We start from the raw sequence: 24768 nt of genomic DNA, 5'->3' as shown, positions 1-24768 counted from the left end.
GGGTTCAGCGGACCGAGCCGGCGATCCGCCGGGCGGCGGTCAGGTCCACCGGGCCCTCCAGCCGGTACCCGGTCCCGCCGTGCCGCCAGATCAGCGTGGCCGCCGCCCGCCGGGCCAGCGGCACCGGCCCCCGGCCGGCGCGCGGCAGGTAGATCAACTCGTGCGGCCCGGCGATCCACCGGCCGGGATCGGCCCCGACGGTCACGTCCTCCGGCCAGGGCGGGCCGAGCTCCTTGCGCCACACCACGTCGAGCAACCCGTCGTAGGCGTCCAGCCGCACCCCCGGCCACAGCAGGCTCACCACCCGGCCGTGGTCGGCGATCCGGACCTCCGGCGGCTCGCCGAGCACGGCCGGCACGCCGAAGGGGAAGGCGACGGCCCGGCGCGCCTCCGCCAGGCTCGTCCGCCGCTCCCCGGGCAGCGGGGACGGCACTCCGGACGGCCCCCCGGACGGCAGCGGGCCGGGCCCGCCCAGATCGAGCTGCACGCCGGCGAAGCGCAGCACCCGGGCCACCGCCGCCTGTCCCTGCGGGGTGAGGCCGGCCAGCGCCAGGGTCACCGCCGCGACCAGCGCCGCCACCCGCCGCCACCGCCGAGGACGGCGGGCGGCGGCCGGGCGGGCGGGAGCCGCGTCCACCGCCGGGGCGTCCTCCGCGGCCAGCCGGGCACGGACCGCGCGGGCCACCGCGTCCGGCGGCGGCGCGGGGACCTCCAGCACCGCGCCCAGCGCGAGCAGCTCGCGCTCCAGGGCGTCCTCGGGCGGCGGAGCGGTCCGCTCGGGGTCGTCAGAAGAGGTCATCACCCACCTCCTTCCGCAACCGGGCCAGCCCGCGGAACGTGCGGGACTTCACCGTGCCGACCGGCCGGCCGAGCACCTCGGCCGTCTCCGCCTCCGACAGCTGCAAGAGATACCGGCAGACCACCGCCTCGCGTTCCTGGTCGGGCAGCGCCCGGATCGCGGCCAGCAGCCGGGTCCGCCGGTCGGTCGCCACCGCCACGTCCTGCGGGTCGGCCGGCCCGCCGTCGGGCTCGGCGCGGGCGCCCGCGCGCAGCGCCAGGTCGGCGCGGCGGCCGCGGGCGCGGGTCGCGGTGTGGGTCTCGTTGGCCACGATGCGCAGCAGCCAGGGCCGGAACGCCGCGTCCCGCCGGAACCCCGCCAGGTGCCGGAACGCCTTGACGAAGGCCTCCTGCACCACGTCCTCGGCCTCGTCGCCGGCACCGAGCAGCGCGGCGGTGCGGTGCGCCACCGCGCTGTAGCGCGCGACGAGCACCTCGTAGGCGGCGAGATCGCCGGCGAGGGACCGGCTTATCGCCTCGTCGTCGTCCGTGGGGGGCTCCTGGACCGGGCGTCGAAGGTGATTCTGGGCGACAAAGGTAGTGACCGGCCACCCGGCCCGCAAAGCCCGGACGCCGGCCGGGTTTCCGGCCGCCCCGCCCGGGAAGAGGGAACCGGCCGCGGACGGGGCCGCTAGACTCGGTGGGCATCCGTGGCCGTGACCCCCTGACCGGGGTCGCGGTCTTTGATTGAGCGAAGCGGGCGGGACGCATGTCTGGGTATGACCGCGTGGTGCAACCGGCGGCCGGTGACGAGGCCTTGGAGAACCACCTCGGTGGTGACGAGGGCAAGAACTACCGGAAGTACGAGTTCGACATGGTCGCCCCGCACGTCGGCCGGTCACTGCTGGAGATCGGTTCGGGTCTCGGCCACTTCGCCGAGCAGTTCCTGCCGCATCTGGACCGCCTGGTGGTCAGCGACTTCGACCCCTACTGCGTCGAGCAGCTCGGCAAGCGTTTCGCCGGCCGCGACGACATCGAGGTGCTGCAGTTCGGGCTGCCCACCGAGATCCCGCTCGCCGACCCGGTCGACACCGTGGTCCTGATGAACGTCCTGGAGCACATCGAGGAGGACGTCGAGGCGCTCCGCTCGCTGGCGAAGGTCACCCTGCCCGGCGGCCGCATCATCATCTGGGTGCCCGGCTACATGCAGCTCTACGGCGACTTCGACCGCAAGGTCGGCCACGTCACCCGCTACACCCCGGCCACGCTGGGCCGCACGGTGGCGGCGGCCGGGCTGCGGGCCGAGGTGCTCAAGCCGATCAACTTCCTGGGCGGCATCGCCTGGTGGGCGGCGGTGCGCCGCGGCGGCGTCGGCTACCCCGACCCCCGGCTGGTCAAGATCTACGACCGTACGGTGGTGCCGCTGACCCGGCTCATCGAGCGCTTCGTCCGCCCGCCGTTCGGCCAGACCGTCTTCTGCGTGGCCCGCGTCCCCGAGTGACCCGGCCGGCCCGCGCGTGAACCCAGGCCGATCCGGCCCGCTCGGGTGCCAAGGGCGGCGGGAGCCGGGCGGGCGTCCTCGGTCGCTGCCGACGCCGGACGGTTCTTGGGGATATCTCAGGCTTTCCCCACCCTTCTCCCCGCGGGACCCGGTGTCCTGATGGTATGAGAATCAGTTCCCGGGCCCTGGTGACCGGCGCGGTGGCCGGCGCCCTCACCGTCGGCGCCCTCGGCGGCGTCGCGGTCGCCCGCCAGTCGGGCCCGTCCGCCGCCGTTCCCTACGAACTGCTGTCCGCCGCCGAGTCCGGGGACGTACTGTCCGCCGGCGCCGACAAGCCCGGCGACCGTGCCGGGCTGCGCATCCCGCTGCGCCGCGGTCTGGTCGGGGTGCACGGCGAGGCCACCGTGCGGACGCGCGGCGGCGGGTTCGCCGCCCACGCCTGGCAGCGCGGCGCGGTGACCGCCGCCTCGGCCACCTCGGTCACCGTGAAGAGCGCGGACGGCCTGAGCTGGACGTGGACCGTCAACGCGGACACAAAAATCAGGAAGAATGGCGCCAAGTCCACTTCCGCAGCGGTGGCGACCGGCGACAAGGTCTTCGTCGTCGGGCGCCTGGGCGGCGAGACCCGTACCGCGCAGCTGGTGGTGGTACCCAAGCGCACGAAGGAGTGATCAAGGGCCGGCATGGACGACCAGACGGCCAAGCCGCGCGTCCTCGTCGTGGACGACGAGCGCAACATCCGGGACCTGGTGGGCGTGGCGCTGCGGTTCCACGGGTTCGACGTCGTCAGCGCCGCCCGCGGCTACGAGGCGCTGGAGCTGGCCCGCACCCGCGCCCCCGACCTGCTGGTGCTGGACGTCATGCTGCCCGACCTGGACGGCTTCGAGCTGTGCCGACGACTGCGCGCCGCCGGTGACGACGTGCCGGTGATCTTCCTGACCGCCCGGGACGCGCCGGCCGACACCGTGCACGGGCTCACCCTGGGCGGGGACGACTACGTCACCAAGCCGTTCTCGGTGGAGGCGCTGGTCGCCCGGGCCAGGGCCGTGCTGCGGCGCGGCCGGGGCGGCCCGGCGGCCGACGCGGACACCGGCATCGGCGCCGGCGCCATCCTGTCGGTGGCCGACCTGGAGCTGGACGAGGGCCGGTGGGAGGTGCGCCGCGGCGGCACCCTGGTCGAGCTGTCCCCGACCGAGTTCCGCCTGCTCGCCTTCCTCATGCGCCACCCCGGCCAGGTGCTCACCAAGGCGCAGCTGCTGGAGCACGTCTGGGGGTTCGGCACCCAGTCCCAGGTGGTGGAGACCTACATCTCCTACCTGCGCCGCAAGCTCGACCCGCTCGGCCCGCCGCTCATCCACACCCAGCGCGGCGTCGGCTACGCCCTGCGCCCGGCCGGCGACTCCTGACCATGACGCTGAGCCGGCGGCTACTGGCGGGCCTGCTGTCGGTGACCGCGGCGGGGCTGATCGTGCTCTCCACGGTCAGCGTGCTGGTCCTGCACGGCCACATGCTCGACCGCACCGACGCCACCCTCACCGCGACCGCGCAGGTGGCCGCCGCCCGGCTGGTCCGGGCCTCCAACGTCGCCCTGGTGAACGCGGGCGACACGCACGCGGTCGCGGTGCTCAACCTGAACACCGGGGCCGGCCGGCTGATCGCCGGCGACGACCGCCAGGCGGGAGACGTCCCGTCGCTGCTGGAGCGGATCGGGCCCGAGCGCACGCAGCGGCTCGCGGACGACGGCCGGGCGTTCGACCTGACCGGGCGGCTGCGCGCGGCGGCGGCCCGGATGGACGTCGGCAACCGCATCGTGGTCGTCGTCGTCCCGCTGGACGGCGTCCGGGACGCGGTCCGCAACCTGATCGTCACCGAGCTGGTCACCGGGGCGCTGCTCATGGCGCTGCTGCTGCTGCTCGGCCGCACCCTGATCGGCCGGGGCCTGGCGCCGCTCTCCCGGATGGCGCGCACCGCGCAGGCGGTCGCCGAGGGCGGCGACCTGTCGGCGCGGATGCCGGAGAGCCGGTCGGAGGCCGGCCGGCTCGGCGCCACCATCAACGTCATGCTGGCCAGGATCCAGGACGCCTTCGCGGCCCGGTGGGCGTCGGAGGAACGGGTGCGGCGGTTCGCCGCCGACGCCTCGCACGAGCTGCGCAACCCGCTGACCACGATCCACGGCTACGCGGAGCTGTACCGGCAGGGCGCCATCCCCGACGAGGAGGTGCCGCAGGTGATGCGCCGCATCGAGGACGAGGCGGCGAGGATGACCCGGCTGGTGTCGGAGCTGCTGGAGCTGGCCCGGCTGGACCGGGGCGCGGCGCTCACCAGGGAACCGGTGGATCTGAGCGCGGTGGCGGCGGAGGTGGCCGACGACTTCGCCGCGCTCAACCCGGAGTACCCGGTGACCGTGCGGGCGCCGGCCGGGCTGGTCGCGGTGGTCGACGAGACCCGGATCCGCCAGGTGCTGGTGAACCTGCTGGCCAACGTGCGAGCGCACACCCCGGCCGGCACCAGTGCCACGATCCGGCTGATGCCGCCGGCGGTGCTGGAGGTCGCCGACGACGGGCCGGGGATGGCATCGGAGAACGCCGCCCGCGCCTTCGACCGGTTCCATCACGCCTCGGCCAGCGACGGCACCGGCCTCGGGCTGGCGATCGTCCAGGCGATCGCCATCGCGCACGGCGGCCAGGCCACGCTGCGGTCGGCGCCGGGCGCGGGCACCACCGTGCGCGTCGACCTGACCGCCACCTCTTCCGATGGGCCTGCCGGACCCGGCGTCGATAACGGCTTCGTGACGGATCCGCGTACGCGACGGCGGTTCGGCCACCCTTGACAGGGTGAAGGGACCTTCCTCGCAGCCTGGCCGCGGGCGGTGGCGTCGCGTGCTCGCCCGGACGGCGGCGGCAGGGTCGCTGGTCCTGGTGGCGGCCGGGCTGGTGGGGTTCTTCGCCGATCCGCTGCGCCTGCCGGCCCAGCTGCTGGACGTACTGGACAAACGGGCCAGCGTGCTCGGCATGTTCGTCGGGATCGCCGGTCTGCTGGTGGCCGGGGTGGCGCTGTGGGCGCAGCTGCGCCCGCCCGGCACCCCGCCGCCGGCGTCGGATCCACCGGCCGGCGGCGGTCCGGGTCCGCTGGTCGTGCACCTGCCGCCGCGGCCGCCGGTACCGGTCCGCCCGGTGCGGCTGGCCCCCCGGCCGCCGCGGCTGGCCGGCCGGGACGAGGCGCTCGCCGGGATACGCCGCCGGCTGGACGCCGATGCGGCGCGCCCTGCCCTGCTGGTCGTGCACGGGCTTGGCGGGGTGGGCAAGACCAGCCTGGTGGCGGAGTACGCCCACCGCCACCAGGACACCTATCACCTGATGTGGCAGCTGCCCGCCGAGGACCCGGCGGTACTGTCGGCGGCTTTCGCGGGACTGGCCGCGCTGCTGGGCCTGCGCCCGCCGGGCGAGACCGCCGATCCGGTGCGCCAGGTGCACGCCGCGCTGGCCGCCCACCCCGGCCGGTGGCTGCTCATCCTGGACAACGCCCCCGACCCCGAGGCGGTGCACGACGTCCTGCCACCCGCCGGCGACGGTCACGTGCTGGTCACCAGCCGCTCCGGCCACTGGCCGTCCGTCCAGAGCATGGAGCTACCGGCGTTGGACGGGGAGCCGGCCGCCGCGTTCCTGGTCGAGCGCACCGGCCAGGACGACCCGGCCGCCGCGGCCGCGGTGGCCGCCGCGCTGGGCGGCCTGCCGCTCGCCCTGGAACAGGCCGGCGCCTACATCACGGCCGCCGGCACCACACTGGCCGGCTACCTCGAACTGCTGCGCCGCCGCCGGGCCGAGGTGCTGGCCCAGGGGCGGCCGTGGGGGTACGACCAGCAGGTCGCCTCCACCTGGCAACTGTCCTTCGACCACCTGGCCGCCGACGCCCCCCGGGCGATCGCGCTGCTGCGGCTGCTGGCCTGCTACGCCCCGGACGACATCCCCTACCGGCTTCTTCTCGGCGCCCCGAAGGAAGGAAGGCCGGCCGGCCGGCACCGCGGCCGCGCGGGCAAGGCCGGTCCGCGCGCGCTGCCGGCCGGTGAGCTGGAGGTGGACGCCGCGGTCAGCGCGCTACGCCGGCACGGCCTGGTCGGCCGGCCGGCCGGCGGCATGGTGTCGGTCCACCGCCTGGTCCAGGCCGTCACGCTCCACCGGCTCCCCGCCCGGGCACGCACCGCCTGGCACCGGACGGCCGCCACCCTGCTGCTCGCCGCCCTGCCCGGCGCCCCCGACGACCCCGCCGGCTGGCCGCGATACACCCTGCTGCTGCCGCACGCCCGGGTCGCCCTGCCCCGCACCCTGCCGGAGCTGCATCTGATCACCGAGTTCCTCGGCCGCAGCGGGGACCACCGCACCGCCACCGCCCTCGGCCGGGAGGTCTGCCAGGCCCTGGCCGCCGAACTGGGCACCGACCATCCGCGCACCATCGGGGCCCGGCACGACCTCGCGCTGTGGACCGGGCTGGCCGGGGACGCCGGCGCCGCCCGTGACCAGTTCGCCGCGCTGATCCCCGTCTGCGAGCGGGTCCTGGGCGCGGAGCATCCTCACACCCTGACCACCCGCGACAATCTGGCCGCCTGGACCGGGAAGGCCGGGGACGCCACCGCGGCCCGCGACCGGTACACCGCCCTCGTCCCCATCCGCGAACGGCTGCTCGGGCCCGACCACCCCGACACCCTGATCAGCAAGATCAACCTCGCCCAATGGACGGGGGAGGCCGGGGACGCCACCGCGGCCCGCGACCGGTACGCCGCGCTGCTCCCGGTCTGCGAGCGGGTGCTGGGCCCCGAACACCCGCACTCGCTGGCCGTCCGGAACAATCTCGCCGGCTGGACCGGACTGGCCGGAGACGCCATCGCCGCCCGCGACAGGTACACCGCGCTGCTCCCCGTACACGAGCGGGTCCTCGGTCCCGACCATCCCGAGACGCTGGTCACCCGGAGCAACGTCGCCCACTGGACCGGACTGGCCGGGGACCCCGCCACCGCCCGCGACCGGTTCACCGCGCTGCTCCCGGATTTCGAGCGGGTGCTCGGCCCCGACCACCCCGACACCCTGACCGTCCGGCGGAACCTCGCCGACTGGACCGAGAACGCCGGGGGCCTCGCCCCTGGAGGGTGACGGAACGGCGCCCGGCGCGCGGCGCCGAACGGAGCCTCCCGCGCCGGCCGGTGGCAAGGGCGCCGGATCCGGGTGGCCGGGCGGGCCGGAAAACCGGTTGTGGCGGGCGGCGGGCGGGTCGTACCGTCGAGGCATGTGGATTTTCTCCTGATGACGGCTTGATCGGCCCCTACCGGCCGATCCGCCGCCGACCGGCTTCCCGACCCGTCCGTCCGACGCGGTGGCCGAGGCCCCGACCGGCCCTTATGTCCAGGCCGCGTCGTCGTCATCCGTAAGGAGAACCACATGCGTGATCGCGCTGCCCATCAGAACCGCAAGACCGCCAAGGGCGGAGCCGCGCTACGCGCCGCCGCCCAGATCCACGACGGCGAGACCGCCGGCGATCCGGCGGCCACGCCCGGGGAGCACCGGCCGGTGCCGCCGGGCGCGGCACCGGTGGCCGGGCTCGCCCAGTTCCTGGTCCAGCCCGGGTTCGCCCGGGACCTGGGCCGAGTACAGCCATCGCAGCCGGCCTCCCAGCCGGGCGCGCCGAAGGGCCTCCCGCGGCCCGAGCGGCAGGGCCCTCCGGCGCCACGCCGGACGCCCATGCCGCCGGCGCCCGTGCGGCGGGTGCCGCCCCGGCGTCAGCCGAAGGGCCGCTGAGCCGGCTGATCCCCCGGCCCCCTGGGCCCGCTGCCGGCCCGGGGGCCGCGACGGCGGCGTCCCGCCCCCTCACCAGGGCGGGACGCCGCCGTTCTCCCGCCACCCGTCCGGCGCCTCGTCCTGGCGGGTGCTCGCGGGCTCAGGCGCGTTCGATGATCGTGACGTTGGCCTGGCCACCGCCCTCGCACATGGTCTGCAGGCCGTACCGCCCGCCGGTGCGCTCCAGTTCGTGCACCAGCTTGGTCATCAGGACGGCGCCGGTGCCGCCCAGCGGGTGACCGAGGGCGATCGCGCCGCCGTTGGGGTTGGTGCGCTCGGGGTCGGCGCCGATCTCCTTGAGCCAGGCCAGCGGCACCGGGGCGAACGCCTCGTTGATCTCGGTCACGTCGATGTCGCCGATGGACAAACCGGCCCGGTCCAGCGCCTTGCGGGTGGCCGGAATCGGCGCGGTGAGCATGTACACCGGGTCGTCGCCGGTCAGCGCCAGCGTGACGATGCGCGCCCGCGGAGTCAGCCCGTGGTCGCGTACCGCCTGCTCGGAGGCGATCAGCAGCGCGCCCGACCCGTCGGAGATCTGCGAGGAGGTGGCCGCGGTGATCCGGCCGCCGTCGCGCAGCAGCTTGAGCTCGCCCATCTTCTCCAGCGTGGTGTCCGGACGCGGGCCCTCGTCGTCCTCCACCCCGTTGACCGGGGCGATCTGCTCGCGGAAGTAGCCGTTGGCAATGGCCTTGGCGGCCCGCTGGTGGCTCTCGTAGGCGTACCGCTCCAGGTCCTCGCGGGTGAATCCCCACTTCTCGCACATCAGCTCCGCGCCGCGGAACTGGGAGATCTCCTGCTTGCCGTACCGCTCGACCCACATGTCGCCGAACGGGAACGGCATGCCCTTCTCCAGCGCGGCGGTGATGCTGGACCCCATCGGCACGACGCTCATGGACTCCACGCCCGCCGCCACCACCAGGTCCTGGGTGCCGGACAGCACGCCTTGGGCGGCGAAGTGGATCGACTGCTGCGACGAGCCGCACTGCCGGTCGATCGTCACGCCGGCGACGCTCTCCGGCAGGCCCGCCGACAGCCAGGCGTTGCGGGCGATGTCCATGCTCTGCGGGCCGAACTGCATGACACAGCCCATGATCACGTCGTCCACGGCGGCCGGGTCGACGCCGGTGCGCTCGATCAGCGCCTTGAGGGTGTGCGCGGCCAGGTCGACAGGGTGAACGGTGGACAGGCCGCCCTTCTTCTTGCCGACCGGGGTGCGGACCGCCCCGACGATGTACGCCTCTGCCACAGTGCCTCCTGGGTTCCGTCCACCTGAAACCGAGCATTGTTCGGTCTATTCGAGGTTATAACAGAATAATCGTCCGCGAACGTCAGACTCCCCTCCCCGCGCCCATCGCGTGCCGGGCGCCGCGGCGACGCGGCCGGGCTCCGGCCGGCCCGGGCCGGCGGCGACGGTGGCCGGGACCCGCCGGGGGGCGGCGGCGCCCCGCCGGAACGCGGCCAGGCGAGGCCGGCGCGCTCCGCTGACGGCCGGCCGAGACTCAGCCCGAGGAGGGCGACGAGGACGACGAGGACGACGAGGACGCGGACGAGCCCTTCCGGGTACCGGTCATCCGGGCGTAGACGATGACGTTGTCCACGTAGTGCCCGGTGCTCCGGTTGTAGGTGCCGCCACAGGTGATCAGCCGCAGCTCCGCGGCCTCCGCGTTGCCGTAGACCCGGTCGCTGGGGAAGGTCTGCTTGGCCGCCTGCTCGATCCCGCCCACCGTGAAGATCGCCACCGTGCCGTCCAGCCGGCGCACCTCGATGGTGTCCCCGTTCTGCAACTCGTGCAGCCGGGTGAACACCGCGCTGCGGCTGGTGGTGTCCTTGTGCCCGAGCATGACCGCCGGGCCCGACTGGCCGGCCGTCGGACCGTAGCGGTACCAGCCGACCAGGTTGGGATTGTTGGCGGGCGGGGTCTGGATCGCCCCCTGCTTGTCCGTTCCGACCGGCTTGATCGGCGAGTTCACCCCGATCTTGGGGATCACCAGCCGGGTCGGGGTGGACGGCTGCATCGGCGGCGCCGGCGGCAGCGACGGCACCGGCGGCGGGGCGTTCGGATCCGCCTGGGTCAGCGGCTGCCCCGGACCGCCGGGGCCCACCGACGGCGCCAGCGCGCCGAGCGAGGGCTGCGCGTTCATCTTCAGCGGCTCGCGGGCGTCGGCCAGACCGTACTCGTCCGGCGAGCCGGCCATCAGCAGCACGCCGATCACCACGGTCACCACCCCGGCGACCGCCGCCAGGATGAGCACCGCGCGCATGACCTGGCCACGGTCCGCCCGGGCCGGCTCCGGCTGCCAGCCGCCGGGCGCCGCGGGCTGTGTGTAGTACACCTGCGGCACGTACGCCTGGCCGTGCGGAGGCTGCGGATGGCCGTACGCGTGCGGATCGCCGCCCCGGCCGTCCGGCGGATACTCGGGAGGCATCGTCACCCCGAACCCCCGATCATCCCCGCTGCGGGCGGCGCCGCATCATCAGGCCACCGGCACCGGCGGCAAGCACCGCCATCGTGCCCGCCATGATGAACATCCGCCCGTCCGGCCCGGCGTCCCCGCCACCGCCGGTCGCCGCGCCGCCGCTCGGCCGCCGGGTCACCTGGTCGGTCGGCTTCTTGGTCACCGTCTCCCACACCGTGCGCGTCGGCTTCGGCGACCTGGTCGGCGACGGGGAGGGCGAGGCGGTGGGCGACACGGTGGGAGAGACCGAGGGGGACCCGCCCGACGCCACCACGATCGTCATCGGCACCGGGGTTGCGCTGGCCGGATTGGCCGCGGCGGCCGGCGTACAGGTCAGCAGGGTGGGGGTGGTCCCGGTGGCCGCGCTGATCTGCAGGGTGAACGGGCCGGGCTTGACCACGAAGGTGCCGGCCGCCCGGGGGATCACCGTGGCGGTGGCCGCGGGGAGCTGGAACTGCGTCGTCGTCGGGATGGCGGACGGCGCGGTGGCCGTGCCCGCCGCCTTGAGGGTGACCGTGGCCGAGGGCGACGGCGAGTTGACCGGCCGGCCGGTGGCGAGAAGGTCGCCGTTCACCACGATGGCGGCGCCGCTCGGGATCGGCACCGGCGCGTTGAACAGCGGTGACGACGTGGGCTGGCCGATGACCCAGGTCAGCGGCACGGTGGCGTTCGGCGTAGGCGTCACGCCGCCGTCGTTCAGCTGCATCTCCAGGTTGAGGGTCAGCGCCGGCTGGCCACCGGTGCCCAGTGCACAGGTATAGGTGACCGGGCTGGGGCCGACCGGCGCGCTGAGGGCGGGAACGGCGAAAAGCGCGACACCCAGGCCGACGGCTCCGGCGACGGCTCCTCTGGCGGCGACGCGACGTCGTGCCTGTGACTTCAGCACGTATCTCTCCGTTTCAGCGGCGGTGACCGGTTTGCCAGACTTTGCGAGGCGTATCAGGATTCCAGTCTCTGGTCACGGTTCAGTAGAGATCCTACGGACGGTTAGTCCCGCCTCGCTGTCGTTTGGCCGTTCCGCAGGTCACGGTCCGACATCACCGCAGCTCAGTCCATCGCGTTAAGGAACTTTTCATTTCCGGCCACGGCTGCCGGCAGTGACGGGCACCCCGGACCGCACCGGATCCGGCGCGATCCGGCACGATCCGGCACCGGTCGCGGAGGTCAGCGGCCGGTGTCATGGACGAACAGCCCTGGTGTCGAATCCACCCGCCCGCTCGCCACCAGCTTCGCGGTGCCGGGGATCGCGGTCAGCGTGTCGAACTCGGCGGCGCCCGAAGCCCGGCCGACCGGCCGCACCGTCCACGTCCCCGCCGACGACCGGTGTGCCGGCGCCGGGTCGTAGCCGCTGACGTCGGTGGTTCCCAGGAACCAGTGCCCGCCACGCCCGTCCTGGAGAGCGGCGGCGGTGTCCCGCCACGGGCCCGCCAACCCGGCGATCTCCTCGACCCGCCAGCGGTCGGCGGATCGGCCGATCAGCACGGGCCTGGTGGTCTGCGCCCGGTCGTCGGAGATGTTGGCGGTGATCCAGACGCCGGACGCGTCGGCGGTCACCCCGGACAGACCCCAATGAGAGGCACCCGCGACCTGCGGCAGCGGCGTGACCGTCCATTTCCGGCCGTCATAGTGCCCGACCAGCGGGCGGCTGTCATCATCCGGCACGGTGCCGGCCACCCAGATGTCCTCCGTCGACCGGGCGCCCGCCGCGTACACCGACATCGGCAGCTCCGCGACCTGCCAGCCGGCCTCGGTGTGGTGCAGGCTCTGCTCGCCGAACGCCCACCCCTCGACCTCGCCCAGCACCAGGAGCTTCTGCACGGAGGCGGCCGGCAGCCGGCTCGGCGCGGACCACCGCCGGCCGTCCCACCGCACCACCGTGCGGGCGCCGTCCTCCCCACTACCCAGCAGCCAGAGGTTCGACGGGGACGAGGCACCGGCGTCCACGGTGGCGTCCCCGGCCCCCGCCGGCAGACCACCGTCCCGCCACTCGTCACCGTCCCAGCGCGCGGCGGTCACACCGAAGGACTTCTCGCCGGCCCGGCGGGTACCGAACGCCCAGATGTCCCGCTCACCGAACGCGACCACCCGGGCGCCCACCTCCAGCGAGGCCCCGTGCCGGAACAACCGCCACTCCGGTGTGCCCGCCGACACCTGGTGCGACGACACCCACCCGGCCGCCACCACCATCACCACGACCCACGGCACCAATGCCTTCCGCACCCGCGACTCCATCCGCTCAGCGCAGCGTCACGCGCCGCCCGTGTCACCCGGACGGCGGCGACTACGGGCGCATGACCCCCGCTTCGCCCCACCCGCTCTCTCTGACGATCGAGGCAGGAGATTCGTTCGACCGGCGGCCGTGACACGAATGCCCGCGCGGGTCACCTGGCCGGTGAACGGGCGTCCGGGTCAGGCGCCCGCGTAGCGATGGCCGTCCAGCCGGGCGCGCAGCGCCGACCTGACGTCCGGCCACTCCTCGGCGATCACCGAGAACATCGCCGAATCCCGCAACCTGCCCGCCTCACCGGGCGCCCAGGACGGCGACCAGCGGCGCAGCACGCCCTCGAACGTCGCGCCGGCCCGCTCCATCGCGCGGCGCGACCTCTCGTTGCGGGCATCGGTCTTGAGATCGAGCCGGGCCACCTTCAGCGTCTCGAACGCATGGGTGAACAGCAGGAACTTGGCTTCGGCGTTGATGCCGGAGCCCTGCGCCGAGGCGGCCAGCCAGGTCCAGCCGACCTCGATCGCGCACAGCCGGTCGCTGTCCGGCCAGGTGCGGGGATCCCAGAACGCCGTGACGCCCACCGCGACGCCGTCCGCCACCCGCACCTGCGCGAACGGGGTCAGCCCGGGACGGACGAGGTGTGCGGCCAGGTACCCGTCCATTTCCTCGGCCCGCGGGACCAGGGTGTACCGGTAGGAGGCCCGGTCCTCCTCCGCGGCCCGCGCCAGGTCCGGCCCGTGCCGCATCGCCAGCGGCTCCAGCCGGACCCGGGATCCGTGCAGCACGGGAACGTCGAACCGGAAACTCATCGCACCTTCCTCATCGCTCCTGGCGTTGGCACCTTTCCCCGCTACGGGGAGGTTGCCGGACCGTCACCGGGCCAGGTCCCTCGGATCCTCTGGATGATCGTCGCGACGAGTATGACCGCCCCGGCACCACGGGTCAACGTCGTGCTCACCCACCGGCACCGTCCACAACACGGCAGAGGTGCCGGGTTACCTTCGCGGAAAGCCGTCGCCCTTGACCCCGGCGAGGAACGCAGCCCATGCAGGCGAACCGACCAGCAGTTTCGGTCCGTCCGGATTCTTCGAATCCCGTACCGCGATCGATCGACGCGGCGATCGGCTCAGCTCAGCGATCTCGACACAGTTGCCGCCATTATTGCCACTGAAGCTCGACTTACGCCATTGCATGCCGCATCACCCAATTTCCCTTCTGACGTGGCGCAACGTATGACCGAAGAGTTCGCGGCCCCTCCGGTCAGCCGCGCCGAAATCCGCTACCACTGATCCCGGCGAGGAATTCGGTCCATGCGGCCGCGGTGCAGAACAGTTTCGGACCGTCGGGATTCTTGGAATCGCGTACCGCTATCGACCCGCCGGCCACCTTCCGCAGATCCGCCACCTCGACGCAGTTACCGCCGTTGTCTCCGGTGTAGCTGGACTTCTTCCATCGCACGCCGCTCAAGTCCACTTCTCGACCATCACTCTCTTGATCAGATCCGATGACATCCCTTGTGGCAGCGCCTCGGTCCTTATCGCTTCGAACCTCTGTACGGTCACGGTGACCTCGTCATGATCGCTCACGACCATGCCGCGGATCGCCGTATCCACGTACGCGACGTCCACACCTCCCTCCAGAGTGGCGATGATGAATCCGCTAAGCAAGCCCGCATGCATGCCGTGTGGAATCACCTGAACGCTCAACCGCGGCCCGACCATCGCCACCAGGTGTTCCAGTTGCTCTCGCATACCCTCGGAGTCACATATCGGGCGATAAAGCACACCCTCATCGATGATGCATCGGAGTATCGGTGGCTCCGGATCAGCTCTGGTCAATATTGCCTGGCGCTCCAGCCGAGCCGCGACCGCCACTTCATCACCTCGCAGCACAACTCGCGCATACGCCTCGGTCTGCAGCAGGCCAGGGATGAGCAGTGGTTCGTAGGCGCGCAGCACCAGCGCTTCGGCCTCTTTATCTCGCCATCTGCCGAACCAATAGGGGAATCGCTGCGCCTTGCGCCAGTCGAGGAGGCGGTGGAGGGCGCCGCCGGTGGACAGGGTGGTGTCGCACGCGACAGCGAAATCGGGGCTGGCCGGCAGTTGCCCGGTCTCCACCCCGCTGATCAGCGACTCGCTGAAATGGATCTTCTGCGCGAGTTGCGCCTGGGTGAGGCCGGCCACCTGGCGGTAGTGACGGAGTTCTCTCCCCCAGATGGCCTGGGGTGTGTACTTATCCACGGTCACGCTCCAAATGCCGAAGTTCAATGGCCAGGACCGGAGCTTCAACGGCGAGCACTGGTAACCGTTCGCACACGCAGCGTAGTCCAGCGGGCGCACTCTTGGCTTGCGAAATCCGCGGCGAGGAGAAAGATCATGACAAGGACGATGGAGACCTGCGCGACACCGGAATACGAGTACGGCCCGGAATGCCACCCCGCGCTGCTGGCCCAGAAATGGATACCGCACGAGCGGGCGCGGGTCGGCTCCGTCCGGCGGTTCGTCCGGGACACCGCGCTGGACTGGCGGGCCGCGGCGGAGGTGGCCGACATCGCGGAGCTGCTCGCCAGCGAGGTCGTGACGAACGCGCTGGTACACGGCGGCCGAGACGCGCCGGCGGCGAGCAGCGTCCGCGTCTCGGTCACCCGGGACGGTGAGCTGATGACGGTCGCGGTGCGCGACCGGTGCCCGCTGCCGCCGCATCGCCGGGAGCCGGGCTCGCTGGAGTCGTCCGGGCGCGGCCTGGCGATCGTGGCGGCGCTGGCGTACGCCTGGGGCTGGGCGCCCCACCACCTCGGCAAGTCGGTCTGGTTCCAGCTCGTCGCCTGGCCCGCGGAGGCGGGGTTTCCCGGCGCGCCCGACGCTAGTACCGTACGATGTACGGAGTAAGACGACGAGAGGAATCCCCGGTGTCCGGTGAAATGGCGGTCCCGCTGCTGCCCTGCGGGTCCATCGACGTGATGGAGGAGTTCTACCGGGCGCTCGGGTTCGAGCGCACCTACCGGCAGCTCCGCCCGAACCCGCACCTGGCGATGCGCCGGGAGGATCTGCATCTGCACTTCTTCGGGATGCCGGACTTCGTCCCCGAGCAGTCGTACGGGTCCTGCCTGGTGATCGTCCCGGACACCGGGGCGCTGCACCAGGCCTTCGCGACCGGCCTGCGCGCGGCCTACGGCAAGGTGCCGGTCGCCGGCATCCCGCGGATGACCCGGCCGCGGAAACGCAAGAACGCCGGCGACGCGGCCGGCTTCACGGTGGTCGACCCCGGCGGCAACTGGATCCGCATCTTCCCCTCGCCCGCGCCCGCCGGGACGTCGTCCGCGCCCGCCGAAGCACCGGCCGGGTCCGCCGAAGTCCCGATCGAGTCCGCCGAGGCCCTCGCCGAGCCCGCCGGCTCCTCGCCCGGGTCCGGCGCGACGCCGTCCGGGCCGGCCCCCGCCGGAAGCGAGGAGGTGCCGGTGAGCAGGCTCGCCACCGCGCTGAGCAATGCGGTGGTGCTCGGCGATTCCAAGGGCGATGACCGCCAGGCCGCCCGCATCCTGGACGCGACGCTGGCCCGGGAGCAGGACGCGACGCCGGTCACCGACCTGGTGGAGGCGCTGGCCTACCGGGCCGAGCTGGCCGTCCGGCTGGGCGAGGACGAGCGCGCGGGCGCGCTGCTGGCCCGGCTGGCGGCCCTGCCGCTCACCGAGGCCGACCGGCGCCGGTCCGCCGGCGCCCTGGCCGGCGCGCGGGACCTGGCCGAGGCCCTGGGCGGTCCGGCGGGCTGAGACCACCCGCGGCCGGCGTGCTCGCCGCCCGGCGCCGTCAGCCGCGGGCGGTGGCCGTCAGCCGCGGGCGGTGAGGGTGGCGTAGACGATGATGTTGTCGGTGTAACTGCCCGCGCGGGGGTTGAACACGCCGCCGCAGGTGATCAGCCGCAGGGCGGGCCGGTCCACCTGGCCGTACACCCGCCTGGTGGGAAATCGGCTCTTGCTGGCCTGCTCGGCGCCGTCCACGGTGAACACCGCGGTGGAACCGTCCGCGCGGACGACGGAGATCCGGTCTCCGCGCCCCAGCTCGCGCAGCCGGCCGAACACCGCCGGGCCGCTGCGGTTGTTGACGTGGCCGAGGATGACCGCCGGTCCCATCTCGCCCGGCGCCGGCCCGAGGCGGTACCAGCCGGCCAGCCGGGGCCGGTCGAGCGGCGGCACCTCGATCTCGCCGGACCGGGTCACCCCTACCGGCATGAGCGGCGCGTCCACCCCGATGGACGGGACGCGGACCCGGACCGGCGCCGACTTCGGCATCGCGTCCACCGGCCGCTCGGCGGGCACCGGGGGCGTCGCGGCAGGCGCGGCCTCGGCGAGCGGGACGCCGTCACCGCCGGGGCCCACGGTCGCCGCGGCGTCCTGGGCGGCCGTGGTGCTCAGGACGCCCGGGGTGCCGTCGGCGGCACCGGTCGCGTCGACCGGTGCCACCCGGGCGGCCGGCGCCGGATCGGGAGTGGCGGCCACCGGCGGGTCCGGGGACAGATACAGCAGCAAGCCGGCCATCACCGCGCCGATCCCGGCCAGCGAACCGCCGGTGAGCAGCGCCGGCAGCAGCGCCCGCCGCCACCGGGGCGCACCGCTCGCCATCGAGGACCGGTCGCCCGCCGCGGCGGGCCGGCTCGCCGCCCCCGAGGGCGGGACGTCGTGGCTCACCGGTCGTCAGCCGGACGCGGGCGGCCCGTACGGCGGCGCAGCGCGAGCGCGCCGGCCAGCCCGCCGAGGGCGAGGAGCGAGCCGTACCCCACCAGCAGCGGCGCGGGCGAGGTCGCCGCGACGGCCTCCCCGGTGTGCGCTCCGCCCCTGGGCGTCACGCGCACCTGCGGGGTGGAACTGGGCGACCGGGTCGGGGTCCGGCTGGGCGACGGCGAGGGGGTGACCCGCCGCACGGGCGCCTGGACGACCACGATGCCGCGCGCGGAGTCGTCGCCGTCACCGTCTCCGACCTGGCCACCGTTCCCACCGCCGCCGTCCCCGTCGTCCCCGCCGTCATCGCCGCCGTCGCCGTTCCCGGTGCCGGCGGGGAGCACGTCCACGATGACGCTGGTGGCGATCCCGGAGTAGGTGCAGGTCGTGTGAAAGTAGCCCGGCGGGTACGACAGCGTGCCGGTGCTGACGTCGAACGCGTCCACCGCCATGACCGGGGCCGGGCCGCCGAGGTTCTTCACGGTGACGGTGTGGTCGCCGTAGGCCAGCTCCTTGCTGGTCCACAGCGTCTCCTGCGCCTTGGGCCGGTCGTGCGGCGCCTCGTCGTGCGCGTTGACCTGCACCGGATCCTTGCCGTCCACGGTGATCTCCACCTTGCCGACGGTCGAGACCCGCTCACCGATGTAGGCGATCTTGGTGCCGGTGAAGTTCACCGTGGCGGTGTCACCGGTGGTCTCGGTGGCGTGCAGGTCCTGCTGGTGGTCGCCGGCCCGGTCCGGCTGGGTCTTGTCGGAGTAGAACCACTTCCCGCGGTACTGGATCGGCCCGTGGGTGTGGTCGCCGGTGGCGCGGGGCTCGCCGGGGTCGTCGGTGTCGTTGACCCGGACGGTGTCGGCGGGCGGGACGAAGTCCAGCAGCAGCTGGCGCGGGGTGATGGCCAGCTTGCCCTCCGCCGTGGCGCCGACCGATCCGGCGATCGCGGCGGGCAGCTCCAGCGGGCCGCCCTTGGCCAGCTCGGCCTGGTCCTTGCCGCCGGTGGAGTCCAGCTTGCCCTGCCACACGCCGGCCACGTCCACGGTGGCGGTGGCGATCAGCCGGCCGCCCGCCTTGTACCGGTCGTGCGACGCCAGCGGCGACCGGTCCAGCGTCCACTGCAGCGGGATGCGCTCGCCGACCTTCACGCTCTTCGGGATCTCCACCCGCACCTCGATGGTGGCGCCGGGGAAGTTCAGGTGCGCGCCGCCCTCGCACCGATACTGATATCCGTAGACCACCGACTCGGCGGTGGCGGGTGCGGCGGGGAGAAGCACGGTACCGGTGCCGGCGACCAGCAGTCCGGCGGCGATGGTGCCGCTGATCCTGGAACTCCACCCGTTCAAGATCGCCTCCGATCGACCGGCGCCCTCGGCAGCCGAAGGTAGATCGTAGGACTTTCCTGCTTTATTACGCGCCGACCGGCCGGAAATCTCGCGGTGCCGTGGCCGATTCGCAACGTTCGATGGATTCGCGGCTTTCGCCGCACCGCCGTTCCGGCCAACGACCAGAATTGTATTCTGGTGGCTGGAGCCCCTAGGAGGATGCGACATGGACCGAGACCTCTTCGAGGAGGAGCATCTGCTCTTCCGGGACAGCGTGCGCGAGTTCCTGAGCCGGGAGGTCGCCCCGCACCACGCGCGGTGGGAGAAGGACGGCATCGTGCCGCGCGAGGTGTGGAAGAAGGCCGGCGAGCTGGGCATGTTCGGCTTCTCGGTGCCGGAGGAGTACGGCGGGTCCGGCATCACCGACTTCCGGTACAACACCGTCGTCACCGAGGAGATCGTCCGGGCCGGCGCGAGCGGGCTCGGCTTCGGGCTGCACAACGACGTGATGGGGCCCTACCTGGTGGATCTGACCGATGACGAGCAGAAGCGGCGCTGGCTGCCCGGCTTCGTCTCCGGCGAGCTGATCACCGCCATCGCGATGACCGAACCGGGCGCCGGCAGCGACCTGCAGGGCATCCGGACCACGGCGGTCCGGGAGGGCGACCAGTACCTGGTCAGCGGCCAGAAGACGTTCATCACCAACGGCATCAACGCCGACCTGGTGGTCGTGGTGGCCAAGACCGACCCGGCGGCCGGCGCGCGCGGCACCACGCTGCTGGTCGTCGAGCGCGGCATGGCCGGATTCACCCGGGGGCGCAACCTGGAGAAGATCGGCATGCACGCCCAGGACACCGCCGAGCTGTTCTTCGACAACGTCGCCGTGCCCGTCGCCAACCGCCTCGGCGAGCAGGACGGGCAGGGGTTCTTCCAGCTGATGGCGAACCTGCCGCAGGAGCGGCTGTCGATCGCGGTCGCGGCGGTGGCGGCGGCCGAGTCGGTGCTGGACAGCACCATCGACTACTGCCGGAACCGGCAGGCGTTCGGCCGCACCATCGGCTCCTTCCAGAACACCCGGTTCGTCCTGGCGGAGCTGACCACCGAGGTGGAGATCGCCCGGCACTACGTGGACAAGTGCGTCCTGGCGCTGAACGCCCGGCGGCTGTCGGTCGTGGACGCCGCCAAGGCCAAGTGGTGGACGACCGAGCTGCAGAACAAGGTGATCGACCGCTGCCTGCAACTGCACGGCGGCTACGGCTACATGACCGAGTACCCGGTGGCCAAGGCCTGGCTGGACAGCCGGGTACAGACCATCTACGGCGGCACCACCGAGATCATGAAGGAGATCATCGGCCGCTCCTTCGGCTTCTGACAGCCCTCGCGGGCCCCGCGCCGATCCGGGAGCGCCGGACGCTCAGGCGGCCGGGGCCCGCGGCGTCAACCTGACCTCTACATCGGCATCGAGGGCGCGGGCCAGGCGCTTGAGGACCGGCAGCGTGGGAATGGTGCCGCCCGCCTCGAAACGCGCCACCGCCGACTGGGTCATACCTGCCACACGCGCCAGATCACTCTGGGTCCACCCGCGCCCCTCACGCATCCCCCGCACCGTCACCCCCAATTCGTAGGCCAGACGGGTGGCTTCGTAAGCCTCGGCGGCTCCCGGCTCGGACATCCGGCGGTCCCGCAGCTCCCGCCAGTTCTCCCGTTCGCTCATGCCGTCTCTTCTTCCTCGTCTACCGTGTGCGCCGGTTCGATACAGCGACGCAGCGCTCGCCGCGCCCGCGCCACCTCACGATGATCGCGCGCCCGGGTCTTGGGAAACACGGTCAGTAATATGATCCGACGGCCCGGAGCGATCCAGTACGTGATGCGCATGGCGAACTCGTCCAGGTAGAACCGGAGTTCCCGCAGCTTGCCGTCCAACTGCTTGGTGTAGGGCTCCCCCAGCAGGGGACCGTCCGCAGCAAGCAGATCAACGTAGAAGGCCACCCGCGCGAAAGCAGCCGCGGGTAGGGCTTCCACCCACTCTCGGACCTCTGGTTCCAACTCAACAGTACCCAACTCATAGCGGCAATGCTATATAGGTGAGCATCCATCACGCTTCGTGTTCAGGCAGGTCCAGCCGCCTGGGGCCCGAGATCACGCGGGGTGGGGGTGCGGGGCGCATACTGGTCTGCGGTGGCGCGCGGGCCGGGGTGGACGGCGGCGCGGACCGCGGGAAGGGGAATGGCGATGGACAACGGCGGGCTGATCCTGCTGATCTTCCTGGCCCTGCTGTTCGCCTGGGGGCTGAACCGGGTGCGCCGGGCCGTCCGGCTGGGCCCGATCGCCTACACGGGTGTGGTGATCACGTTCGCCATCGTGGTGCTCGCGCTGTACACCCAGACCCAGCGCTGACCTGGCGACACTCCCCCGACGGACGCCCAGGGCACTTCCCCGCCGGATGGTGGGGCCCGCGTCTCGCCCCGCCGGCGGGGCCGCTGCATGCCTGCCCGACGTGACAGCGCGCCGCGAATCCACACCTTTCCCGACCGCCGCCGCTCTTGTCCTTATCTGCCGCGATTCTCGACGGAAACCTGATCGATCACCGGATAGCGTGGGCCATGGTCACATAGAGTGACTGAACGCTAACGGGAGGTCATATGAACACGATCCACCGGTTGATCGTCACCGGCTCCGTCTGCGCCGCCGCGCTGGCCGGGACCGTCGCGGCCGCCTCGGCCGAGACGGCCGCGCCGTCCCGGCCGGCCGGCGCGTGCGCGACGTGCGTCGCGCCCGGCGGGGTGTACGGGCTGTCCTGGTTCCGGCCGACGTACTACGTGCCGCCGGTGGCGTCCACGTTCTACGTCACGCCCCGGGTCAGCACCTACTACGTGGCGCCCACCGCCTACGTCGCACCCACGACCTACGTCGCACCCACGGTCTACGGGTACCCGACGGTGTACTCCTACGGGGTCGGGACCTACGGTGTCGGCGCCTATGGTGCCTGCACCGTGGCCTACACCTGCTGAGCGTGCCCCGCGCGGGCTCCGGTGCGGTGCCCGGTCCGGCGGGCGGCCCGGGACGGTCCGGGCCGCCGCCGGGCCGATCCCCGGCCGCGTGCTCAGCCGGTCGACGCCGGCTGCGCAACCCGCCGGCCGGCCCGGAGCGGGGCCAGCGCGCGCGACCAGGCGATCACCTGGTCGAGCAGGCCGGCCAGCGCCTCCTGCTGGTGCGGTCGCGGCGTGAGCCTGCCGGGATCGGTCGGGCTCTCGATCTCGAAATCGGCGAACAGCCCCAGGGTGACCTGCGCCTGGACATCGGCGACCCGGAGCTCCGCCATGACCGGGCGCAGGTGCTCGATGGCGCGGACCCCGCCGTCGGCCCCGTACCCGACGAACCCGGCGGCCTTGTCCTGCCACTCCTCGCATAGGTAGTCGATCGCGTTCTTCAGCGCGGCGGGCATCGAGTGGTTGTACTCGGGGGTGACGAACACGAATCCATCGAACGATGCGACCGCCTCCGACCAGCGCCGGGTGTGCGGGTTGCGGTAGTCGCCGAACCGTGCCGGCGACGGCTCGTCCAGCAGCGGCAGGTCGAAGTCGGCCAGATCGACCGGTTCGACCACCACGTCACCGGCGACGGCGTCCGGGTGGCGACCGGCCTCCGCGACGATCCAGCGTGCCACGGCGGCGCCCCGGCGGCCGGGGCGCGTACTTCCGAGGATGACGGCGATCCTGATCATGTTCTCTCTTCCCTGGTGGTCGTCAGCGGTGCGGGAGCGGGGAACCGGTAAGCGGCCACGTCGTGCAGCACGGTGAGCACCGGTGGCTCGTCGCACCGCTCGTCGAGCGTCGACCGGTACCGCTGGAAGGCGGCGAGCGGTGCCAGCACCTCCGGGCCGGGGTCGACCTCGACCAGGTGCACGAACTCGCCGGGGTCGTCCAGCCGGAAGACCGCCTCGCGGACGTTCTCCGGCCGCAGCTCGGCCAGCTCCTGGTGTACGGCCCGCAGCAACTCCAGGTGGTAGCTCACCTGGTCGGCCTTGACCCGGTAGCGGATCAGCACGCGCATGCCCTCTCCTTCGCGGTCGCCATCCCCGGACACCCACCCTGGCGGGACGGCCGGGCCGGAGGGAGACCGGGCGGAGGCTGGCCCCGGCAGGGCCACGCTCGGCACCGGGGTCCGGCGGTAGATTCCAGGTGTGACCGACAACGAGTTGGCGGCGTTCATCCGCGCCCGCCGCGAGGCCGTCACCCCGGCCGACGTGGGCCTTCCCGAGGGTGCCCGCCGCCGGACGCCGGGGCTGCGCCGGTCGGAACTGGCCACGCTGGCCGGGATCAGCGTCGAATACCTCACCCGGCTGGAGCAGGGGCGCGACCGCCATCCGTCCGGCCAGGTGCTCACCGCGCTGGCCTGCGCGCTGCGCCTCACCGCGGAAGAGCGGATCCGCCTCCGGCAGGCGGCCAAGGCGGCCAGTGGTGACCGGCTGAACTGCCCTGGGGCGTCACCGCCGATCCGCGAGGTCCGCCCCACCGTGCTGGCGTTGCTGGACGGGCTGGAGCCGGCGCCGGCGGTGGTGGTCAACCGGCTGGCCGACGTGCTGGCCTACACCTCCGGGTACCGGCGGCTGGCCGGCCCGCTCGGCGTCCTCGACGGCGAGCGGCCTAACCTGGCGCGGCACCTGTTCACCGACCCGCGCGCCCGGGACGCCTACCCGGACTGGGACGAGGCCGCCACCGAGCAGGTCGCCGCGCTCCAGGCCGGGGCACCGCCGGAGGATCCGCACCTGGCCGGGCTGGCCGGGACGATCGGCGCCGCGTTCGCCGCCCGGCTGGCCGCGCCGGCCCCGACCCCCCGCCGCACCGGCGTGCAGCGGCTGGTGCACCCGGAGCTCGGCGAGCTGCGGCTCGCCTACGAGTCCCTGGGGCTGGCCGCCGACGATGTGCTGCGGCTCCTGGTGTACCTGCCCGCGGACGCCGGCACCGCCGCGGCGCTGGACCGGGCGGCCGGCCGCCGTCCGGGCGCGCTGCGCGTCGTGGCCGGTTGACCGCGCCGTCGGGTGCTCCGACCGGCGGACGTCAGCGCGAGCCGTCGAGGATGACCCGCGCCACCAGTTCCGGATCGTCGCCCATCGGCACGTGACCGCAGCCGCGAAGGAGCTTCACCGGCCGGTCCGCCCACCTCGCCGCCCGGACCGCCTGGCGGCGGAGCAGCAGCCGGTCGTGCTCGCCCCAGGCGATGGTGACCGGTGCCTTCGGCGCCGGGGGCGGCCCGGCCTCGCGGAACGAGCGCAGCGTCTCGTCGAACCCGGCGGCCGCGCCCAGCGCCGCGGCACCGGCGAGCACGCCTTCGGGGGTCATCCGCTCGGGCCGGGCGACCAGCAGGCCCATCGCCAGGCGCCGCCCGGTGGCCGACCGGGCGAGCGCCGCGGCCCGGCCGGCGGGCAGGCCGCGGGCGACTCCGCGCAGCCCGCGCAGCACCGCGTCCGCCCAGGCCAGCTCGGCGGCGGTCCAGAAGCCGGCCGGTGAGAGCGCGGTGGCCGAGCGGACCACGCCCCGGGCGGCGAGGGTGAGGGCGATGTACCCGCCGAGCGAGTTGCCTGCGATGTGCGGTTCGCGCAGGCCGAGGCCGGCGCAGAACGACTCGACGGTGTCGGCCAGCGTCCACGGGTCGTACGGCGTGCCCGCCGGCAGCGGCGGAGAGGCACCGAAGCCGGGCAGGTCCACCGCGACGACATCGCGGGACGCGGCGAGCAGGTCGAGCACCGGCTCCCAGGCCTGCCAGTGGTGCCCTATACCGTGCAGCAGCACCAGGGCCGGACCGTCTCCGCGTCGTTCGTAGGCGAGTCGCATCCCTTGAGTCAACCATTCGCCCCTGCCGGTGTCACCGCGCCGCGGATCCGCCCGGCGACCCGGCCGGCGCCGCCGGCCACCGGGCCCGGCTGCCGGCGGGCGACGACACGGTGCACCC

At 73.4% G+C, this 24768-nt stretch carries 29 protein-coding genes and 1 riboswitch; of the genes, 12 read left to right on the top strand and 17 right to left on the bottom strand.

Features of this window, described 5'->3' with window-relative positions:
- Positions 1–4: 4 nt before the first annotated feature.
- Together Sru01_RS23770 and Sru01_RS23765 are read right to left on the bottom strand one after the other, a co-directional pair.
- Positions 5–799, bottom strand: coding sequence for a hypothetical protein (locus Sru01_RS23770; protein WP_203989961.1), 795 nt, complete (start codon positions 797–799; stop codon positions 5–7).
- Positions 786–1271, bottom strand: coding sequence for an RNA polymerase sigma factor (locus tag Sru01_RS23765; protein ID WP_239137681.1), 486 nt, complete (start codon positions 1269–1271; stop codon positions 786–788). Before Sru01_RS23765 ends, Sru01_RS23770 begins: the two co-directional genes overlap by 14 nt.
- Before the next feature lie 293 nt (positions 1272–1564).
- Here Sru01_RS23765 and Sru01_RS23760 point away from each other — a divergent pair, with 293 nt between their 5' ends.
- The 6 genes from Sru01_RS23760 to Sru01_RS23735 all read left to right on the top strand — a co-directional run bounded on the left by Sru01_RS23760 (position 1565) and on the right by Sru01_RS23735 (position 8064).
- Positions 1565–2278: a class I SAM-dependent methyltransferase gene (locus tag Sru01_RS23760; protein ID WP_239137680.1), complete on the top strand. Its 714-nt coding sequence runs from the start codon at positions 1565–1567 to the stop codon at positions 2276–2278.
- 164 nt (positions 2279–2442) lie between these two features.
- Positions 2443–2949 (top strand): DUF5666 domain-containing protein, encoded by a 507-nt coding sequence (locus tag Sru01_RS23755; protein ID WP_203989957.1) that lies wholly within the window; start codon positions 2443–2445, stop codon positions 2947–2949.
- A 12-nt stretch (positions 2950–2961) separates the two neighbouring features.
- Positions 2962–3684, top strand: coding sequence for a response regulator transcription factor (locus tag Sru01_RS23750; RefSeq protein WP_203989956.1), 723 nt, complete (start codon positions 2962–2964; stop codon positions 3682–3684).
- Between the two features lie 2 nt (positions 3685–3686).
- Entirely contained in the window at positions 3687–5108 is a 1422-nt protein-coding gene (locus Sru01_RS23745) for a sensor histidine kinase (RefSeq protein WP_203989955.1), read from the top strand.
- A gap of 49 nt (positions 5109–5157) precedes the next feature.
- A complete protein-coding gene (gene fxsT, locus Sru01_RS23740) occupies positions 5158–7422 on the top strand; it encodes an FxSxx-COOH system tetratricopeptide repeat protein (protein ID WP_203989953.1) in 2265 nt (754 codons plus the stop codon).
- A gap of 285 nt (positions 7423–7707) precedes the next feature.
- Positions 7708–8064, top strand: a complete 357-nt coding sequence (locus Sru01_RS23735; RefSeq protein WP_203989952.1) for a hypothetical protein — start codon at positions 7708–7710, stop codon at positions 8062–8064.
- 139 nt (positions 8065–8203) lie between these two features.
- Here the strand turns inward: Sru01_RS23735 and Sru01_RS23730 are convergent, their stop codons facing one another.
- From Sru01_RS23730 to Sru01_RS23695, 8 genes are all read right to left on the bottom strand, one after another.
- Entirely contained in the window at positions 8204–9349 is a 1146-nt protein-coding gene (locus Sru01_RS23730) for an acetyl-CoA C-acetyltransferase (RefSeq protein ID WP_203989951.1), read from the bottom strand.
- 253 nt (positions 9350–9602) lie between these two features.
- Positions 9603–10529 (bottom strand): class F sortase, encoded by a 927-nt coding sequence (locus Sru01_RS23725; RefSeq protein WP_203989986.1) that lies wholly within the window; start codon positions 10527–10529, stop codon positions 9603–9605.
- A gap of 19 nt (positions 10530–10548) precedes the next feature.
- A complete protein-coding gene (locus tag Sru01_RS23720; RefSeq protein WP_203989950.1) occupies positions 10549–11445 on the bottom strand; it encodes a hypothetical protein in 897 nt (298 codons plus the stop codon).
- A 278-nt stretch (positions 11446–11723) separates the two neighbouring features.
- Positions 11724–12779: a hypothetical protein gene (locus tag Sru01_RS23715; RefSeq protein WP_203989949.1), complete on the bottom strand. Its 1056-nt coding sequence runs from the start codon at positions 12777–12779 to the stop codon at positions 11724–11726.
- 189 nt (positions 12780–12968) lie between these two features.
- Positions 12969–13592, bottom strand: coding sequence for a GNAT family N-acetyltransferase (locus tag Sru01_RS23710; protein WP_203989948.1), 624 nt, complete (start codon positions 13590–13592; stop codon positions 12969–12971).
- A gap of 7 nt (positions 13593–13599) precedes the next feature.
- Positions 13600–13692, bottom strand: a riboswitch (SAM riboswitch).
- Positions 13693–13778: 86 nt separating this feature from the next.
- The gene (locus Sru01_RS23705; protein WP_203989947.1) at positions 13779–13976 is read right to left on the bottom strand and encodes a DUF397 domain-containing protein; all 198 of its coding nucleotides are present in this window, start codon (positions 13974–13976) and stop codon (positions 13779–13781) included.
- A 67-nt stretch (positions 13977–14043) separates the two neighbouring features.
- The gene (locus Sru01_RS23700; protein WP_203989946.1) at positions 14044–14256 is read right to left on the bottom strand and encodes a DUF397 domain-containing protein; all 213 of its coding nucleotides are present in this window, start codon (positions 14254–14256) and stop codon (positions 14044–14046) included.
- Entirely contained in the window at positions 14247–15029 is a 783-nt protein-coding gene (locus Sru01_RS23695; protein ID WP_203989944.1) for a helix-turn-helix domain-containing protein, read from the bottom strand. The genes Sru01_RS23700 and Sru01_RS23695 overlap by 10 nt, the downstream gene beginning before the upstream one ends.
- Positions 15030–15158: 129 nt before the next feature.
- Between Sru01_RS23695 and Sru01_RS23690 the strand changes: the two genes are divergently transcribed.
- Together Sru01_RS23690 and Sru01_RS23685 are read left to right on the top strand one after the other, a co-directional pair.
- The gene (locus Sru01_RS23690) at positions 15159–15671 is read left to right on the top strand and encodes an ATP-binding protein (RefSeq protein WP_203989943.1); all 513 of its coding nucleotides are present in this window, start codon (positions 15159–15161) and stop codon (positions 15669–15671) included.
- Between the two features lie 20 nt (positions 15672–15691).
- Complete coding sequence (locus Sru01_RS23685; protein WP_239137679.1) at positions 15692–16552, top strand: DUF8817 family protein; 861 nt, start codon at positions 15692–15694, stop codon at positions 16550–16552.
- Between the two features lie 57 nt (positions 16553–16609).
- Here Sru01_RS23685 and Sru01_RS23680 read toward each other — a convergent pair whose 3' ends face one another.
- The gene (locus Sru01_RS23680; RefSeq protein ID WP_203989941.1) at positions 16610–17467 is read right to left on the bottom strand and encodes a class F sortase; all 858 of its coding nucleotides are present in this window, start codon (positions 17465–17467) and stop codon (positions 16610–16612) included.
- Positions 17464–18837, bottom strand: coding sequence for a hypothetical protein (locus Sru01_RS23675; RefSeq protein WP_203989940.1), 1374 nt, complete (start codon positions 18835–18837; stop codon positions 17464–17466). The genes Sru01_RS23680 and Sru01_RS23675 overlap by 4 nt, the downstream gene beginning before the upstream one ends.
- 205 nt (positions 18838–19042) lie before the next feature.
- On the opposite strand from Sru01_RS23675, the gene Sru01_RS23670 reads away from it, so the two are divergent.
- Complete coding sequence (locus tag Sru01_RS23670; protein ID WP_203989939.1) at positions 19043–20188, top strand: acyl-CoA dehydrogenase family protein; 1146 nt, start codon at positions 19043–19045, stop codon at positions 20186–20188.
- A gap of 42 nt (positions 20189–20230) precedes the next feature.
- Here Sru01_RS23670 and Sru01_RS23665 read toward each other — a convergent pair whose 3' ends face one another.
- Positions 20231–20530, bottom strand: coding sequence for a helix-turn-helix domain-containing protein (locus Sru01_RS23665; protein WP_203989938.1), 300 nt, complete (start codon positions 20528–20530; stop codon positions 20231–20233).
- Positions 20527–20838: a type II toxin-antitoxin system RelE/ParE family toxin gene (locus tag Sru01_RS23660; RefSeq protein ID WP_275412207.1), complete on the bottom strand. Its 312-nt coding sequence runs from the start codon at positions 20836–20838 to the stop codon at positions 20527–20529. The genes Sru01_RS23665 and Sru01_RS23660 overlap by 4 nt, the downstream gene beginning before the upstream one ends.
- A gap of 204 nt (positions 20839–21042) precedes the next feature.
- On the opposite strand from Sru01_RS23660, the gene Sru01_RS23655 reads away from it, so the two are divergent.
- On the top strand, positions 21043–21213 hold the full coding sequence (locus tag Sru01_RS23655) for a hypothetical protein (protein ID WP_203989988.1): 171 nt from the start codon (positions 21043–21045) through the stop codon (positions 21211–21213).
- A 245-nt stretch (positions 21214–21458) separates the two neighbouring features.
- Positions 21459–21827 (top strand): hypothetical protein, encoded by a 369-nt coding sequence (locus Sru01_RS23650; RefSeq protein WP_203989934.1) that lies wholly within the window; start codon positions 21459–21461, stop codon positions 21825–21827.
- 92 nt (positions 21828–21919) lie between these two features.
- On the opposite strand, the gene Sru01_RS23645 is transcribed toward Sru01_RS23650, so the two are convergent.
- Both Sru01_RS23645 and Sru01_RS23640 read right to left on the bottom strand, forming a co-directional pair.
- Positions 21920–22540, bottom strand: coding sequence for an NADPH-dependent FMN reductase (locus Sru01_RS23645; protein WP_203989932.1), 621 nt, complete (start codon positions 22538–22540; stop codon positions 21920–21922).
- Positions 22537–22869 (bottom strand): hypothetical protein, encoded by a 333-nt coding sequence (locus Sru01_RS23640; protein ID WP_203989930.1) that lies wholly within the window; start codon positions 22867–22869, stop codon positions 22537–22539. The genes Sru01_RS23645 and Sru01_RS23640 overlap by 4 nt, the downstream gene beginning before the upstream one ends.
- Positions 22870–22999: 130 nt before the next feature.
- Between Sru01_RS23640 and Sru01_RS23635 the strand changes: the two genes are divergently transcribed.
- Positions 23000–23845 carry a helix-turn-helix domain-containing protein gene (locus Sru01_RS23635; RefSeq protein WP_203989928.1) on the top strand — a complete coding sequence of 282 codons (846 nt, stop codon included), beginning with the start codon at positions 23000–23002 and terminating at the stop codon, positions 23843–23845.
- A 31-nt stretch (positions 23846–23876) separates the two neighbouring features.
- Here Sru01_RS23635 and Sru01_RS23630 read toward each other — a convergent pair whose 3' ends face one another.
- Positions 23877–24650: an alpha/beta fold hydrolase gene (locus Sru01_RS23630; RefSeq protein WP_203989927.1), complete on the bottom strand. Its 774-nt coding sequence runs from the start codon at positions 24648–24650 to the stop codon at positions 23877–23879.
- Positions 24651–24768: the final 118 nt, after the last annotated feature.

Origin of the sequence: Sphaerisporangium rufum (assembly GCF_016863395.1) — a bacterium.
GTDB classification, from domain to species: domain Bacteria; phylum Actinomycetota; class Actinomycetes; order Streptosporangiales; family Streptosporangiaceae; genus Sphaerisporangium; species Sphaerisporangium rufum.
The sequence above is the reverse complement of the archived record's forward strand: the minus strand, read 5'-3'. Positions and strand labels throughout refer to the sequence as shown.